16 protein-coding genes and 1 tRNA gene are annotated in these 14,420 nt (G+C 35.6%); 8 read left to right on the top strand and 9 right to left on the bottom strand.

Going from position 1 to position 14,420, the window contains the following annotated elements:
* Positions 1–199: 199 nt before the first annotated feature.
* From HA632_RS08170 to HA632_RS08150, 5 genes are all read right to left on the bottom strand, one after another.
* A complete protein-coding gene (locus HA632_RS08170; protein WP_176306699.1) occupies positions 200–1,033 on the bottom strand; it encodes an NAD(P)H-hydrate dehydratase in 834 nt (277 codons plus the stop codon).
* Between the two features lies 1 nt (position 1,034).
* Complete coding sequence (locus HA632_RS08165) at positions 1,035–1,937, bottom strand: cation diffusion facilitator family transporter (RefSeq protein WP_176306698.1); 903 nt, start codon at positions 1,935–1,937, stop codon at positions 1,035–1,037.
* A complete protein-coding gene (locus tag HA632_RS08160; protein ID WP_176306697.1) occupies positions 1,930–2,262 on the bottom strand; it encodes a hypothetical protein in 333 nt (110 codons plus the stop codon). Before HA632_RS08160 ends, HA632_RS08165 begins: the two co-directional genes overlap by 8 nt.
* Before the next feature lie 5 nt (positions 2,263–2,267).
* Positions 2,268–2,699, bottom strand: coding sequence for a ribose 5-phosphate isomerase B (rpiB, locus tag HA632_RS08155; protein WP_176306696.1), 432 nt, complete (start codon positions 2,697–2,699; stop codon positions 2,268–2,270).
* Between the two features lie 635 nt (positions 2,700–3,334).
* Entirely contained in the window at positions 3,335–3,568 is a 234-nt protein-coding gene (locus HA632_RS08150; RefSeq protein WP_176306695.1) for a DUF2007 domain-containing protein, read from the bottom strand.
* Positions 3,569–3,680: 112 nt separating this feature from the next.
* Between HA632_RS08150 and rnr the strand changes: the two genes are divergently transcribed.
* From rnr to HA632_RS08135, 3 genes are read left to right on the top strand one after another with little or no spacing between them, the layout of a single operon-like run.
* Positions 3,681–5,861 (top strand): ribonuclease R, encoded by a 2,181-nt coding sequence (gene rnr / locus HA632_RS08145; RefSeq protein WP_176306694.1) that lies wholly within the window; start codon positions 3,681–3,683, stop codon positions 5,859–5,861.
* 27 nt (positions 5,862–5,888) lie between these two features.
* Positions 5,889–6,554, top strand: a complete 666-nt coding sequence (locus HA632_RS08140) for a head GIN domain-containing protein (RefSeq protein WP_176306693.1) — start codon at positions 5,889–5,891, stop codon at positions 6,552–6,554.
* 56 nt (positions 6,555–6,610) lie between these two features.
* Positions 6,611–7,306: a LysE family translocator gene (locus tag HA632_RS08135; RefSeq protein WP_176306692.1), complete on the top strand. Its 696-nt coding sequence runs from the start codon at positions 6,611–6,613 to the stop codon at positions 7,304–7,306.
* A 192-nt stretch (positions 7,307–7,498) separates the two neighbouring features.
* On the opposite strand, the gene HA632_RS08130 is transcribed toward HA632_RS08135, so the two are convergent.
* Positions 7,499–7,569 (bottom strand) — tRNA-Cys (locus HA632_RS08130).
* A gap of 98 nt (positions 7,570–7,667) precedes the next feature.
* Positions 7,668–8,027, bottom strand: a complete 360-nt coding sequence (gene folB / locus HA632_RS08125) for a dihydroneopterin aldolase (protein WP_176306691.1) — start codon at positions 8,025–8,027, stop codon at positions 7,668–7,670.
* Positions 8,028–8,177: 150 nt separating this feature from the next.
* On the opposite strand from folB, the gene HA632_RS08120 reads away from it, so the two are divergent.
* The 4 genes from HA632_RS08120 to HA632_RS08105 all read left to right on the top strand — a co-directional run bounded on the left by HA632_RS08120 (position 8,178) and on the right by HA632_RS08105 (position 11,081).
* On the top strand, positions 8,178–9,863 hold the full coding sequence (locus HA632_RS08120) for a glutamine--tRNA ligase/YqeY domain fusion protein (RefSeq protein WP_176306690.1): 1,686 nt from the start codon (positions 8,178–8,180) through the stop codon (positions 9,861–9,863).
* A gap of 280 nt (positions 9,864–10,143) precedes the next feature.
* Positions 10,144–10,473, top strand: coding sequence for a YtxH domain-containing protein (locus tag HA632_RS08115; protein WP_176306689.1), 330 nt, complete (start codon positions 10,144–10,146; stop codon positions 10,471–10,473).
* Positions 10,473–10,823 carry a competence protein gene (locus HA632_RS08110; protein ID WP_171221274.1) on the top strand — a complete coding sequence of 117 codons (351 nt, stop codon included), beginning with the start codon at positions 10,473–10,475 and terminating at the stop codon, positions 10,821–10,823. The genes HA632_RS08115 and HA632_RS08110 overlap by 1 nt, the downstream gene beginning before the upstream one ends.
* A 3-nt stretch (positions 10,824–10,826) precedes the next feature.
* Positions 10,827–11,081 (top strand): DUF6327 family protein, encoded by a 255-nt coding sequence (locus HA632_RS08105; RefSeq protein WP_176306688.1) that lies wholly within the window; start codon positions 10,827–10,829, stop codon positions 11,079–11,081.
* Between the two features lie 29 nt (positions 11,082–11,110).
* Here the strand turns inward: HA632_RS08105 and HA632_RS08100 are convergent, their stop codons facing one another.
* Positions 11,111–12,094 carry an SPFH domain-containing protein gene (locus HA632_RS08100; RefSeq protein ID WP_176306687.1) on the bottom strand — a complete coding sequence of 328 codons (984 nt, stop codon included), beginning with the start codon at positions 12,092–12,094 and terminating at the stop codon, positions 11,111–11,113.
* A gap of 78 nt (positions 12,095–12,172) precedes the next feature.
* On the opposite strand from HA632_RS08100, the gene HA632_RS08095 reads away from it, so the two are divergent.
* Complete coding sequence (locus HA632_RS08095; protein ID WP_176306686.1) at positions 12,173–12,799, top strand: PorT family protein; 627 nt, start codon at positions 12,173–12,175, stop codon at positions 12,797–12,799.
* 31 nt (positions 12,800–12,830) lie between these two features.
* On the opposite strand, the gene gltX is transcribed toward HA632_RS08095, so the two are convergent.
* Entirely contained in the window at positions 12,831–14,336 is a 1,506-nt protein-coding gene (gltX, locus tag HA632_RS08090; protein ID WP_176306685.1) for a glutamate--tRNA ligase, read from the bottom strand.
* Positions 14,337–14,420: the final 84 nt, after the last annotated feature.

Raw genomic sequence — 14,420 nt, 5'->3', positions numbered from 1 at the left:
ATTTTGAAGAGTTTTATCTTGCCTATGCTTTGAGTATTTACACAGGTTTATTTTTTTGGTCGGTTTTTTTGTTGTGCGAAAGTTACTTTTTCCATAAAAAGTCCTTGATAATGAAACGAAATTTTAACCTCTTCGCCGGAATTCCGGTTTTCGTTTTTATTGTGGTAAGTTTTGTCCTGTTTTGGAAAGCCCTTCATGGTTAATTTCCTTTTTTTAGCCGAATTTTTTGGAAAGCTTTCCCGAGATTTTCAATCACATCGGTAATGAGCATGCTTTCTTCGCTTTGGGTTTCCAAGGTAATATCCGCTGCCAATCCGTGAAGGTATACCCCGATATTTGCTGCATTTACAGGTTCATACCCTTGGGCTAAAAAAGCCGTAATCATTCCGGTTAACGCATCGCCCGAACCACCTTTGGCTAAGCCTGAATTCCCGGTGGTGTTTTGAAAGCTTTGTTTCCCATCGGTGATGAAGGTTTTATGGCTTTTTAAGACAATAATGCAATTGAGTTCGGTGGCTTTTTCAATGGCTTTTTGTTGCCTCTTTTCTGCTGAAAAATGAATGCCGAATAATCGGTCAAACTCTTTTTCGTGTGGTGTTAAGATTGATTTTGGAGGAAGTTTTTTGAGCCAATTTTGCTTTTTAGCCAAAAAATTCAAGGTGTCTGCATCAAAAACAATTGGTTGTTTTACATTTTCGATTACAAATTCTATTTTCTTCTCCGCCGGTTTATCCGTTCCTAAACCCGGTCCAATGGCAAAAGCATTGTATTTTTCCCAATTGTTGTTTTCTTCTCTAAATTCAATCATAGCCTCGGGAACCGAACTAAAAACGGCCAAGCGCTCTTTTTTGGGAATATTGACCGTAACCAAACCGGCACCGGCGCGAAGCGCCGATTTTGCGGCGATAATTGCCGCACCCATTTTGGCTTTTCCTCCGGCTATTATCAAAGCATGACCATGGTTGCCTTTGTGAGAGCCGGACAACCGCTTTTTAAAAATGCTCTGAATATTGTTTAAATCAAGTGTTGTCATATTAGTCCTGAACTATAAAATCTTTAGGATCGGCTTTTCTGAATTCGGGTTGAATGTTGATGTGATTGATGTTAAATTTAAGAAATAAAACCTGTTCTACCTCATGTAATAATACATTGAATTCGCTCATTTTAATATCTTCGGAGCAATCCAAATGGGCTTCAAGATGTAATTCTTCGTCATTGAGATGCCAAACGTGAATGTGATGCAGTTTATTAACTCCCGGGATTTTATGTACTTCGCGAACCAGTTCTTTGATGTCAATAAAATCGGGTGTGAACAGCATCAGCATTTTGGTGGAAGTGATTAATAATTTGGCTCCAACTACAATTAAATAGAGTGCAATAGCAATTGTCATCACACTATCGACCCAAAACCAACCGTAAAATTTCATCAACAAACCACCTACCAAAACCGCTACAGAAGCCATCATATCCGTCAGTAAATGCAAATAAGCGGATTTCATATTGATATTGTGCTCTGCATCTTTTCGTAGAAAAATAACCGAAAGACCATTAACCACTATTCCTAAAAGTGCCAGCCAAATTACCAATCCGGATTGAATAGGATGCGGATTAAAAAATCTTTCTACAGCACCATAAATCAATATAAAAGCGACAATCACTAAGGTAGAAGCGTTGACAAAAGCGGCAATTAATTCCGCTCTTTTGTAGCCAAAAGTGTGTTCCAAAGATGCTTTTCTTCGGGAAAGTTTATGGGCAATCCAGCTGAAAACCAAAGAAAGTACATCGGAAAAATTGTGCAGGGCATCAGAAATTAGCGCCAAACTCCCGGAAATGATACCGCCTATTACCTGAGCAATGGTAATAATCAAATTCAGGATTATGGAAAGGACTAAGTTTTTCCCTTGTACTTCATGTTTATGGATGTGTATTTCACTCATTAATTATCTCTATATGATTGTAAATCTCAAATCCTAAATCAAGGTAAAAAAATCCAATCGGTACATTTAAAAAAATTAAAAAAAGAGAAAACAGTATAGCTCTTCTATGTACTTTTTCTTTGATAAAATAATTCATTAAAAGAACCGTAAAAAAACTATTGCCGATAAAAGCAACGGTGATAAAAAACAAGCCAAAATAAATTACCCCATGATAATGGGAGAAAAAATAAAGTGCCAAAATCATCGTTCCTGTTAAAAAGGAAAAAAGTGCCACTTTCCTGCTGACAGCATTAACCTCTTTAAAAGTTTTTAAGTCGGCTATCATAGTTTTTAAAGACAGCTTATTTTATTCACTCTGGTGGCATGTCTTCCGCCTTCGAAAGCGGTATTTAAAAAAGTATCTACCATTTCCACAGCTTGTTGAATAGAAGTGTATCGTGCCGGAATACTAATAACATTGGCATCGTTGTGTTGGCGTGCCAGAGCGGAAATTTCTTTGGTCCAACAAAGTGCAGCGCGGATGCCTTGGTGTTTATTGGCCGACATGGCTATTCCGTTTCCGGAACCGCAAATCACTATGCCAAAATTGGCTCTTTTAGTTTCGACGTCTACAGCAACAGGATGACCAAAATCAGGATAATCTACACTGTCAAAAGTGTCGGTTCCATGGTTAAAAATTTGATATCCTTTTTGTTCTAAAAATGCGACAATGGCTTTTTTGTAATCCGGTCCGGCGTGATCGTTTCCGATAGAAATTTTCATGTTGATTTTTTTGTGTTGTGACTACAAATTTAAGGAAACTATCGGTTGGATTTTTACTTTATTGTAACTACTTGATTTTTAAAATCTAAGATTATTTGCCAACTGAGAACTTTCTATAACTATTTGAAAATCATTGCATAAATTTCATTTCAAATGTTAAAATTATACAATGTTGATAGTGTTTTGCAAATCGTTGATAATCAGTTAACTTTAAATTAACATGAATTGTTAACAACTTTGGATAGAAAATCAGAAGTTTTTTGAGGTTGTAACAGAATTTTTTCTAATCAAAAATTGAAACGAGAAAATCAAATTTAGTTTGCTCTTTTTTTGGAATACTTATCAGCATAAAAAAACAGGTTTTCAACACAAATCAACAAGTAAACTTATTAAAAATTTGACTGATTTTTTACATGTTAACAACTGTTGACAACTCCTAAAAATTTACTCATTTTAAGCCTTTTGACTTTTCATACTATTGTTAATTTCTCTGTATAAGTTTAGATAACTTTTAAAACTCATCCTTAAGAAAAAAGTTATTACAGCTATTAACACCCTATAATAACCATTATAAAATTTAAATTTTTTAAAATTCTTTTTTGTTGTTTTTAATATATGTTGACAACTTTGAAATTTTAAACGATTTTTAAATTATTATTTAGGTCGTCTAAAATAGTTTGAACAGCCAGAATATCGTTGGGATGAATTTTTAATTGGATGCCGCCATATGCCAAACTGGCCATAGGATCTATAGAAACCAGGTTTTCATTTTGGAATAAATACGGAATATTTTCTCGGTCTAAAATGCTTTTTAAAACCGAGATTTCGTGAACAAAATTAAAAGTGGCAATGGTTACAAATTCGGTCATCTTTTATAGTTTTTATAAAGATACAAATTGTTATTTTTTAATTAAAACTAATCACTAATTACTATTTACTAATTACTATTTCGTAATTTTCAACAATAATAGAACTGATACAATGAGTAAGAAACCCAAAAAGTTCGGAAAGAATACTAAAACATTTTCCGAAAAGATTTTTAAAATATTATCCAAGAATGCCAATAAACCATTCAACTACAAACAAATAGCTGCAATCCTGGAACTGGATGATACCAAAAGCAGAAACGAAATTATCAAAGATTTAAAGATATTAGCTGCCCAAAAACTAATTATAGAATCCGAACCAGGAAAGTATTTAGTCAAAGCCAGCAGCCAAAAATACTATGAAGGAACCATTGATATGACTTCGCGAAAAACGGCTTATTTTGTTTGTGACGAATTAGAGCACGATGTTTTTGTTCCGTTTGTGAATTTGAATCACGCTTTAGACGGTGATACGGTAAAAGCCTATGTGTATGACCGAAGAAGTTCCAGAAAACCCGAAGCGGAAGTCTTAGAAATTTTAGAAAGACATAAAGAGGAATTCGTTGGAGTAGTTGATATTCAAAAGAACTTTGGTTTTGTCACTACGGCAAATGCCAAAATGTACACTGATATTTTTATCCCAAAAAATAAACTAGGCGAGGCCGAACACGGAGATGTAGTTTTAGTGAAACTAGAAGATTGGCCAGCGAAAGCGGATTCTCCTTTTGGTTCCGTGATTAAAGTTTTAGGAAAACCGGGAGAACACAATACTGAAATTCATGCCATTTTAGCCGAATATGGTTTACCGTATGATTTCCCGATAGAAGTTGATGCTTACGCCAACAAATTAGATACGTCAATCACTCAGGAAGAAATTGCCAAACGTCGCGACATGCGAAAGGTTTTAACCTTCACCATTGACCCGAAAGATGCCAAAGATTTTGATGATGCTTTATCTTTCCAAGTTTTAGAGAATGGAAACTTTGAAATAGGCGTTCATATTGCCGATGTTTCCCATTATTTAAAAGAAGGAACCATACTCGATGATGAAGCTTACCGAAGAGCTACTTCAGTTTATTTGGTTGACAGAGTGGTGCCAATGTTACCCGAAGTATTATCTAATTTTGCTTGTTCACTCAGACCGCATGAAGAAAAATACACTTTTTCTGCTGTGTTTGAATTAACACCCAAAGCAGAAGTGGTTAACCAATGGTTTGGGCGAACCGTCATTTATTCCGACCAGCGTTTTGCTTATGAAGAAGCGCAACAAATTATTGAAACCAAATCAGATGTGATTCCGGCAGAAATTTCACTTACCGGTGCAGCATATAAAGCACCAAAGGAAATTGTGGAAGCCACTTTAAAAATGGATGATTTGGCTAAAATTCTTCGCAGAAAAAGAATGGCAGCCGGAGCGATTTCATTTGATAAAGTAGAAGTAAAATTCAATTTAAATGAAGCAGCCGAACCGGTTGGTGTGTTCTTTAAAATCTCTAAAGATGCCAATCATTTGATAGAAGAATTTATGTTGTTGGCCAACCGAAAAGTAGCTGAATTTATAGGCAAGCAAAAGAAAACTTTTGTCTATCGTATTCACGACGAACCTAACGAAGACAAGTTGATTAACCTACAAACCGTGATTTCTAAATTTGGCTATTCTATCAATATGAAATCCAAACAAGATATTTCTAAATCGTTGAATAATTTATTGAATGAAGTCAATGGTAAAAAGGAACAAAATTTGGTTGATACGTTGACGATTCGAAGCATGAGCAAAGCCAAATATTCAACTGAAAATATTGGCCATTATGGTTTAGCTTTTGATTTCTACAGTCATTTTACTTCACCTATTCGACGTTATCCTGATGTGATGGCACACCGATTGTTGCAGTATTATCTTGACGGAGGTAAAAGTGTGAGCCAAGAAGAATACGAAGAGAAATGTGCGCATTCCAGTGATATGGAAGGTTTGGCTGCACAAGCCGAAAGAGATTCGGTCAAATACATGCAGGTGAAATACATGCAAGACCACAAAGACCAAGAGTTTCTAGGGGTAATTTCAGGCGTAACCGAATGGGGAATTTATGTGGAAATCATCGAAAATAAATGCGAAGGCATGGTCAGAATCAGAGAAATCAAAGAAGATTATTATGTTTTTGATGAGAAACAGTATGCGTTGGTTGGTCAGGTTTCCAAAGGATTATTACAGCTAGGTGATGAAGTTTATGTCAAAGTAAAAAATGCCGATTTGGTAAAAAAACAATTGGATTTCCATTTTATCAGAAGAAATGAATAGTTAGTGTTCCATTAAATTTTTTTTAAAATGAAAAATGTATTTTATAGTTTATTAATTTTCAGTTCGTTAGCTTTCGGACAAGTTGAAAAAAATGTAGGTGATTTTACCAAAGTAACTTCCTTTGACCAGATTGATGTTTTATTGGTAAAAAGCAATGAAAACAAAGTAGTTATTGATGGTAAAGAAAGTAATGAAGTAGAATTGGTCAATAAAAATGGCGAATTAAAAATCAGAATGCCGTTAAATAAATTATTAGGTGGCGATCACATTTCGGTAACTGTTTATTTCGATAATCTTACCGCTGTTGAAGCCAATGAAGGTTCTCGAATTGCTTGTGGTGATCAATTAGAAGCAATTAGTTTTAACATCAATGCCAAAGAAGGTTCCGAAGTAAAATTGATTTTAGAAACCCAAAAATTAAATGTTCGCGTGGCCAATGGTTCTAAAATTACATTGGAAGGAACGGCTGACAATCAAGATGTTTTAGTGAATTCAGGTGGAATTTATGAAGCCCAAAAGTTGAAAACCAGCCAAACAACCATTACCGCCAATGCCGGTGGAGAAGCAGATATTTTTGCTACCAATTTGGTTGAAGCCAAAGTTCGTGCCGGCGGTGACATCACTATTCATGGCAAACCCAAACAAATCAATCAAAAAGTAATAGCCGGAGGAAGTATAGAAGAAGCAAAGTAGAAATAGTTTTAAATTGTTAAAATTTAATTCTAACTTGCAATGTCAAAACTCAAACTATGATTTTCCTTAACGATATTTTATCTGCCATTCCGCTTGGATTTTTCTTAAGTTTTATGATTGGTCCTGTTTTTTTTGTACTACTGGAAACCAGTGTAGTCAAAGGATTCAGAGCTGCTGTAATGTTTGATTTAGGAGTAGTTTTAGCAGATATTATATTTATTCTGATAGCTTTTTTTAGTAGTTATCGTTTGATTCAAAGCATCAAAGATGATCCGGCATTGTTTATTTTTGGCGGATTAGTGATGTTGACTTACGGCATTATTTCCTTTGTAAAAAACAAAAAAGAATCCAAAAAAAGTATCGATGAGATTGATCCGAAAGAATTGGCAAAAACCAATTACTTTTCGTTATTTATCAAAGGTTTTTTCCTGAACTTTATTAACATTGGTGTCCTCGGATTTTGGTTGGCTATTCTTATTACCATTGGTCCGCAATTGGAATTAAAAGCATCCAGAATGATAACTTTTTTTGCTACGTTAATCATCGTTTATTTCATCACCGATTTGTTTAAAATAATACTGGCCAAACAATTACGAAGCAAGCTCAACCCAAAAAATATCCTTTTAATTAAGAAAGTAATCAGTATCGCATTAATCATTTGTGGTGTTGTTTTACTATCGCAAGCCTGGTTTCCAAAAGAACAAAAAATTGTAAATTCTGCAATAGAGAAATTAGAAAACGAGCATCAATAAACTTTCAAAAAGTCTCTGTTCCGGAATCGAACAATATCTTTAATTAATTTTTTCTAAAAATTAGCCCATAATAAAACCTCCAAGTTTGCTTAAAGGTTTTAGAGGCACAGTCCGGATTCGAACATAACTTTAATTAATTTTTTCTAAAAATTAACCCATAAAAAAACCTCCAAGTTTCCTTGAAGGTTTCAGAGGCATCGTCCGGATTCGAACCGGAGTATACGGTTTTGCAGACCGGTGCCTAGCCGCTCGGCCACGATGCCAGTTGGACGGCAAATATACTAAAAAAGTTAAAAGGCAAAAGGCAAAAGGCAAAAAGTTTTCTTTTACTACTTTGTACTTCCAACTTTACAAATCACACTTAACTACGATATTCTTCCATTTCAATGGTAACCGCTTCAACATCACCACCAATTGGTGGATTGAGCTTGGAAACGGCTAATAGAATTCTTGAAACCGCTGGGATTTCTTTGAAGATTCGGGTTACGATTCTGTGTGCAACATGTTCCAATAACTTGGAGCGAATGGCCATTTCTTCTTCTACAATTTTGTTCAAAAGCACATAATCAACCGTGTCTTTGAGGTCATCGGAAATCGAAGATTTTCTCAAATCGGTCTTAATTTCCAAATCAACTCGGTAATCCGAACCAATTCTGCCTTCTTCTTCCAAACAACCGTGAAAGGAAAAGGTTCTGATATTTTGCAATTTAATAGTTCCCATTTTTAAAGTTAATTTGTGGATTTGGTAATTTGTTTATTCGATAAATGTACTAAATATTTACGTTTCTCTTTTCAAAATGTCAAATAACCAAATGAACGCATAACCAAATAACCAACAAATTTGATAACTTTGCGACTCAAAATTTTGAATATGTCAACAGAAGAGAAGTCACTTAATTTCCTCGAACAAATTATCGAAGAAGATATGAAAAACGGTTTGTCTAAAGACAAGTTGCGTTTTCGTTTTCCACCTGAACCTAACGGCTATTTACACGTTGGGCATGCTAGTGCTATTTGTTTAAATTTTGGTTTAGGAATTGATTATCAGGCGCCTGTAAATTTGCGTTTTGATGACACCAATCCGGCTAAAGAAGAGCAGGAATACGTTGACGCAATTAAAAAAGACATCGAATGGTTGGGTTATCAATGGGATACCGAATGTTATGCTTCGGATTATTTCCAACAATTATACGATTGGGCTGTTGAATTCATCAAAAAAGGTAAAGCTTATGTGGACAGCCAATCTTCAGAAGAAATGGCCAAGCAAAAAGGAACGCCTACACAAGCCGGAACCGATTCACCTTACAGAAACCGTTCAGTAGAAGAGAATTTAGACCTATTTGAAAGAATGAAAAATGGTGAGTTTCCCAATGGAACGCACATTCTTCGAGCCAAAATCGATATGTCACATAACAACATGTTGATGCGTGATCCGATTATGTACCGCATTTTGCATTCGCATCATCACCGTACAGGAAATAAATGGTGTATTTATCCCATGTACGATTGGGCACATGGTGAAAGTGATTATTTGGAACAAATATCCCACTCGTTTTGTACACTTGAGTTCTTGCCTCACCGAGAATTATACGACTGGTTTTTAGACCAAGTGTATGATTCAACTAAGGTGCGTCCAAAGCAAAGAGAATTCGCTCGTAGAAATTTATCACATACGGTAGTTTCTAAACGTAAGTTATTGCAATTAGTTGAAGAAAAACACGTTACCGGTTGGGATGATCCGAGAATGAGTACCATTTCCGGGATGCGTCGTCGCGGTTATCCGCCAATGGCTATTCGGAATTTTGCCAAAACTATCGGAATTGCCAAGCGTACTAATTTGATTGATGTTTCGCTTTTAGAGTTTTGCGTTCGCGAAGAATTGAATAAAACTACACACCGTGTTATGGCGGTTTTGAATCCGGTGAAGTTGGTTATTACCAATTATCCTGAAGGTCAGGAAGAATGGTTAGAAGCCGAAAACAATCCGGAAGAAGCTGTCATGACCTATAGAAAAGTGCCTTTTTCCAAGGAATTATACATCGAAAGAGAAGATTTTCAGGAAGAAGCCAATAAGAAGTTTTTCCGCCTAACGTTAGGAACCGAAGTGCGTTTGAAAAACGCTTATATCATTAAAGGCGAAAGCGTTGTTAAAGATGCAGAAGGCAATATCACTGAAATCCATTGTACTTACGATACCGATTCCCGAAGCGGAAGCGGCACGGAAGCGTCTCAACGAAAAGTAAAAGGAACAATTCATTGGGTTTCTATCAATCATGCGATTCCGGCGGAAGTGCGAATTTATGACCGTTTGTTTTCACATGAAAGTCCGGATGGCAATAAAGAAATCGACTTCAAAGAATTCATCAACCCAAATTCTTTGGAAGTAATTACCGGTTATGTGGAACCAAGTTTGCAATCGGCTAAAAATTTAGACCAATTTCAATTCCAACGTTTGGGGTATTTTTGTGTAGACAAAGATTCTTCTTCAGAAAAATTGGTTTTCAACAAAACGGTTGGCTTAAGAGATACTTGGGCCAAAGTGGAAAGTAAAGAATAAATTTAGTATAGATTTTACAAATGAAAAGCCTGTGTGATAGCAGGCTTTTTCTATTATTAGTAAAAATTATTGCAACTTAAAACCTTATAATTTTATTCAATTAAAATCAGCCTTCATAAATTGAATTTGTTGGATTTTTGAAAATTCGGAATGTCAATTTATAAGAAAGGAAGCAAACTGCTTTTAAATCGCTTTAAAATGAATTTCTACTGTTTAACGCACTCTTAACAGCTTTTCAGCAAAATTTTCGTAACTTTAATAAAATTAAAAATTCAAAATTATGTCTAGTAGAACAGGAGATAGCATTTTGGCACTTTTGGCCGGTGCAGCCATTGGTGTTGGTATCGGAATTTTATTTGCACCTGATAAAGGGTCAAAGACAAGAGAAAAAATTAAAAACAGTTTTGATGATTTAAAAGACCAAGCCAAATCGAAGTTCAGTTCTTTTGAAGAAGAAGCCAAAGAAAAATTTTCTCATTCAAAAGACGAGCTAAAAGAAACGGTTGAAAATTTACTTTCAAAATCGAGTTATAAAGCCGAAGAAGCCATTTCTTTTTTAGAAGAGAAATTAGCCGAGCTTAAAAAGCAAAACGCCAAATTGCAGAAATAATGGCTTTTGAAGAAATCAAAGAAAATGTAGAAGACATTCAGGAAAATGCCAAAGCTTATATGGAAAGCAGTATCGCTTACTATAAACTTTGGGGTTTTAAAGTGGCTATGAAGTCAACGACTTTGATGGTCAAATTTATGTTGATTGCCCTTTGCCTGACTATTGTTTTACTTTTTGTTTCGATTGCCGGTGCCTTGGCTTTAGGTAAAATGTTTGATAGTTATCCGTTAGGATTTTTAGCTGTGGCCGGAATTTATTTGGTTTTGGCGATGCTTTTATTTTTAGTCAAAGACAAAATTGTCGAAGGACCAATTTTAGAGAAGTTCTCAGAAATATTCTTTAACGACTAAATTATGGGAACAAAAAAATATTCATCCTACGCCGAAATCGAGCACGATTTAGAAATCCTGAAATTGGAAAAGGAAATCTATTATCAGAAAATGAAGCTCAGCTTTGATAAAACCAAGGAAAGTATACTTCCATCTGAACCTCTAGAAGGTTTTTATTCGGTTTACAAAAAGATTTTTTCAGGAACTTTTGGTATGATTTTAAAGCTATTGATTCCATATGCCATCAGTTGGTTTATAAATAGAAAAAGAGGCGATTAAGCCTCTTTTTTTATTTTTTAAAACAAAATTTACTGATTATCTTCATTTTCTTCAGTGAAGTATTCATCGTTATTTTTTTGTTTCAAATTTTTCACTCTTTTGGTACTGTCCGCTCTTTTCATTGCTTCCCCCACTTGATTACTTGCGGTAAAACTCGCCACCATATTGTTTAACATGTCGCTTCCGGCTTGTGGTGAATTAGGCAACAAAATCAAATTCGAATTGGTATCAGCGCCAATAGCCTGTAAAGTATCATAGTGTTGCGTTACCACAATCAAAGCCGAAGCTTCTTGGGAATTGATCCCAACTTTATTTAAAACATCCACACTTTCTACTAAACCTTTTGCGATTTCTCTTCTTTGGTCGGCGATACCTTGTCCTTGTAAGCGTTTGCTTTCTGCTTCAGCTTTGGCTTTGGCTACAATTCTGATTCTAGAGGCTTCTGCTTCAAATTCAGCTACCGTTTTTTCTCTATCGGCCGCATTGATTCGGTTCATCGCATTTTTTACTTGAATATCCGGATCAATATCGGTCACCAAAGTATTGATGATCGTATAACCATAGGTCGTCATGGCTTCATTCAATTCTCTTTTTACCGCAATGGCGATATCGTCTTTTCTTTCGAATACATCATCCAAAATCAATTTTGGTACTTCGGCACGAACCACGTCAAATACATAAGAAGTGATTTGATCATGCGGATATTCTAATTTATAAAAAGCATCGTAAACGGTATCTTTTACGACCATAAACTGTACAGAAACTTTTAGTTTTACGAATACGTTATCCTTGGTTTTGGTTTCAATAATCACATCCAATTGTTGAATTTTCAAATTCACACGACCGGCAATTCTGTCAATTAAAGGAATTTTTAAATGAAGTCCGGATTGTCGGATACTCAAAAATTTCCCAAAACGTTCAATGATAACAGCGGTTTGTTGCTTTACCGTAAAAAAAGAAGAGAACAATACAAAAAGTCCGAAGACCAGAAAGGCAATTAAAAAAATATCCATTTTTGATTATTTAAATTGTTAATACAGTGTTTATACGAAATATATGTATGTTTGTTACAAATTAACTGTCATCATTTCATGAACAAAAATCTTATCGTTCTTTTGTTGTTTGTCGCAACAGTTGGGAACGCACAGTATGGCTACAGAGATTCCAACATGATTGGAATAACCTTAGGATTAAATCAATTCAATTTAAAAACTTCAGATTTCGAAACCAAACCCGGTGATGGTTGGAACATTGGCCTTTCTATGCGAGGAAATGCCTTTAACGATTGGGATGCTATTTATGGTTTGCAGTTTAGCGAGTATAATTTCAAAGTAGTAACTTTAAACCAATTGATGAGCGAAAGAGAAACCAATTATAAATTGTCTTGTGCCAATGTAACTTTTCAGTTGAGTTATAAGTTTATAGAAAACCATTTGAGTGTCGAGTTTGGCCCAATGGTTCAAATCAACGGCAAATTAGCGATTGAGGAAACCGATGAAGATTATATTGTCAAAGGTAATCCAACGGTTTTAGCCAAAGATTTGACCGATATCAGCAATGTCACGATTTATCCCGTAGTTGGTTTAACAGCCGGTGTTAGAAACGTTAGACTGAATGTTACTTATCAATACGGAATCAATAATATGTTTGGGAAGATTGATGGCGATTTTAAAGGTAATGCTTCGGTGGTGAACGGAAATATTATTTTTTACTTCTAATAAAAAAGTCCCGAATGATTCGGGACTTTTTTTATAATGTAGCAATTGCTTTCTCCAATCGCTTGATGGTTTCTTCTTTTCCAATCAATTCCACGATGTCAAAAAGATGCGGACCTTTCAAAGCGCCAACCAAACTCAAACGAAACGGCTGCATCACTTTCCCCATTCCGATTTCGTTTTTAGTCATCCAATCTTTGACAATCGTTTCAATATTGGCAGAACTAAATTCGCCCACGTTTTCCAAAACAGAAATCAATTGTTGCATTAAATTCGGCGTTTCTGCTGCCCAATTCTTAGCGGCTTTTTCATCATACGATGTTGGTGCTACAAAGAAATAATCGGCTAAATCCCAAAATTCTGAAACGAAATTAGCGCGTTCTTTTATCGAAGAAACGATTCTAATCAGTTTATCGCTTTCAATTGTAATTCCTTTTTCAATCAAAGTAGGAGCAAAGGCTTCTGCCAAACTTTCATCACTTTGTTTTTGCAAATATTGGTGGTTGAACCATTTGTTTTTCTCCGGGTCAAATTTGGCTCCGGCTTTGTGAACACGATTCAAATCAAATTTTTCAGCCAATTCTTCTAAGGAAAATAATTCCTGTTCAGTTCCGTCATTCCAGCCTAATAGTGCCAAAAAGTTAACCACAGCTTCCGGGAAAAATCCTTTTTCTCTGTAACCGGAGGAAATGCCTTCTTCACTTTTCCATTCTAATGGAAATACCGGAAAGCCCATTTTGTCGCCATCGCGTTTGGATAATTTTCCGTTACCAATTGGTTTTAGAATTAAGGGTAAATGTGCAAATTCAGGCGCTTCCCAACCGAAAGCTTTGTATAATAAACTATGTAACGGCATTGATGGCAACCATTCTTCACCGCGAATTACATGTGACGTTTCCATCAAATGATCATCGACTATATTCGCCAAATGATAAGTTGGCATTCCGTCGGACTTGAACAAAACTTTGTCGTCTAACAAATTAGTTTCAAAATTAATATCTCCACGAATGATGTCATGTAAATGCAAAGTCTCATTCACCGGTGTTTTAAAACGAATGACATAAGCTTCTCCAGCCGCGATTCTTTTCTCGGTTTCTTCCTTTGAAATAACTAATGAAGTATCCAGTTTTTCACGGTTGTGCCAATTGTAAATAAAGGTTTTCCCTTGCTCTTCGTGTTGTTTTCTGTGTGCATCCAAAGCTTCAGCCGTGTCAAAAGCATAATAAGCCCAACCTGAATTAACCAACTGATCAGCGTATTGTTTGTACAACGGTTTTCTCTCGCTTTGACGGTACGGACCGAATTTTTCATTCTTACCAACAGTTTCGCTTGGCGCAATGCCTAGCCATTCTAAAGCTTCAAAGATGTATTGTTCGGCTCCGGGAACAAAGCGATTTTGGTCGGTATCTTCAACTCGCAAATAGAAAACACCGTTATGTTTTTTGGCAAATAAATAATTAAATAAAGCGGTTCTCACGCCACCAATGTGCAATGGTCCGGTCGGACTTGGGGCAAAACGAACTCTAACAGGTCTTGACATTTTAATAAAATTTTGGTGCAAAGATAGTCAGAAGTTGGAAGTTTTTCACCAGCTTTAAACGGTCATTTTCAGCACTTTTTCATT

It is taken from the genome of Flavobacterium sp. J49, assembly GCF_011742145.1.
GTDB lineage: Bacteria > Bacteroidota > Bacteroidia > Flavobacteriales > Flavobacteriaceae > Flavobacterium.
The sequence above is the reverse complement of the archived record's forward strand: the minus strand, read 5'-3'. Positions and strand labels throughout refer to the sequence as shown.

Excerpts from the sequence above, each read along its gene's own strand:
- HA632_RS08100 (WP_176306687.1), bottom strand. The coding sequence starts at position 12,094 with ATGGATATTTTTTTAATTGCCTTTCTGGTCTTCGGACTTTTTGTATTG.
- HA632_RS08160 (WP_176306697.1), bottom strand. The coding sequence starts at position 2,262 with ATGATAGCCGACTTAAAAACTTTTAAAGAGGTTAATGCTGTCAGCAGG.
- HA632_RS08135 (WP_176306692.1), top strand. The coding sequence starts at position 6,611 with ATGATTTTCCTTAACGATATTTTATCTGCCATTCCGCTTGGATTTTTC.
- HA632_RS08115 (WP_176306689.1), top strand. The coding sequence starts at position 10,144 with ATGTCTAGTAGAACAGGAGATAGCATTTTGGCACTTTTGGCCGGTGCA.
- HA632_RS08110 (WP_171221274.1), top strand. The coding sequence starts at position 10,473 with ATGGCTTTTGAAGAAATCAAAGAAAATGTAGAAGACATTCAGGAAAAT.
- rnr (WP_176306694.1), top strand. The coding sequence starts at position 3,681 with ATGAGTAAGAAACCCAAAAAGTTCGGAAAGAATACTAAAACATTTTCC.
- HA632_RS08120 (WP_176306690.1), top strand. The coding sequence starts at position 8,178 with ATGTCAACAGAAGAGAAGTCACTTAATTTCCTCGAACAAATTATCGAA.
- HA632_RS08105 (WP_176306688.1), top strand. The coding sequence starts at position 10,827 with ATGGGAACAAAAAAATATTCATCCTACGCCGAAATCGAGCACGATTTA.
- HA632_RS08165 (WP_176306698.1), bottom strand. The coding sequence starts at position 1,937 with ATGAGTGAAATACACATCCATAAACATGAAGTACAAGGGAAAAACTTA.
- HA632_RS08150 (WP_176306695.1), bottom strand. The coding sequence starts at position 3,568 with ATGACCGAATTTGTAACCATTGCCACTTTTAATTTTGTTCACGAAATC.
- HA632_RS08140 (WP_176306693.1), top strand. The coding sequence starts at position 5,889 with ATGAAAAATGTATTTTATAGTTTATTAATTTTCAGTTCGTTAGCTTTC.
- rpiB (WP_176306696.1), bottom strand. The coding sequence starts at position 2,699 with ATGAAAATTTCTATCGGAAACGATCACGCCGGACCGGATTACAAAAAA.
- HA632_RS08095 (WP_176306686.1), top strand. The coding sequence starts at position 12,173 with ATGAACAAAAATCTTATCGTTCTTTTGTTGTTTGTCGCAACAGTTGGG.
- HA632_RS08170 (WP_176306699.1), bottom strand. The coding sequence starts at position 1,033 with ATGACAACACTTGATTTAAACAATATTCAGAGCATTTTTAAAAAGCGG.
- gltX (WP_176306685.1), bottom strand. The coding sequence starts at position 14,336 with ATGTCAAGACCTGTTAGAGTTCGTTTTGCCCCAAGTCCGACCGGACCA.
- folB (WP_176306691.1), bottom strand. The coding sequence starts at position 8,027 with ATGGGAACTATTAAATTGCAAAATATCAGAACCTTTTCCTTTCACGGT.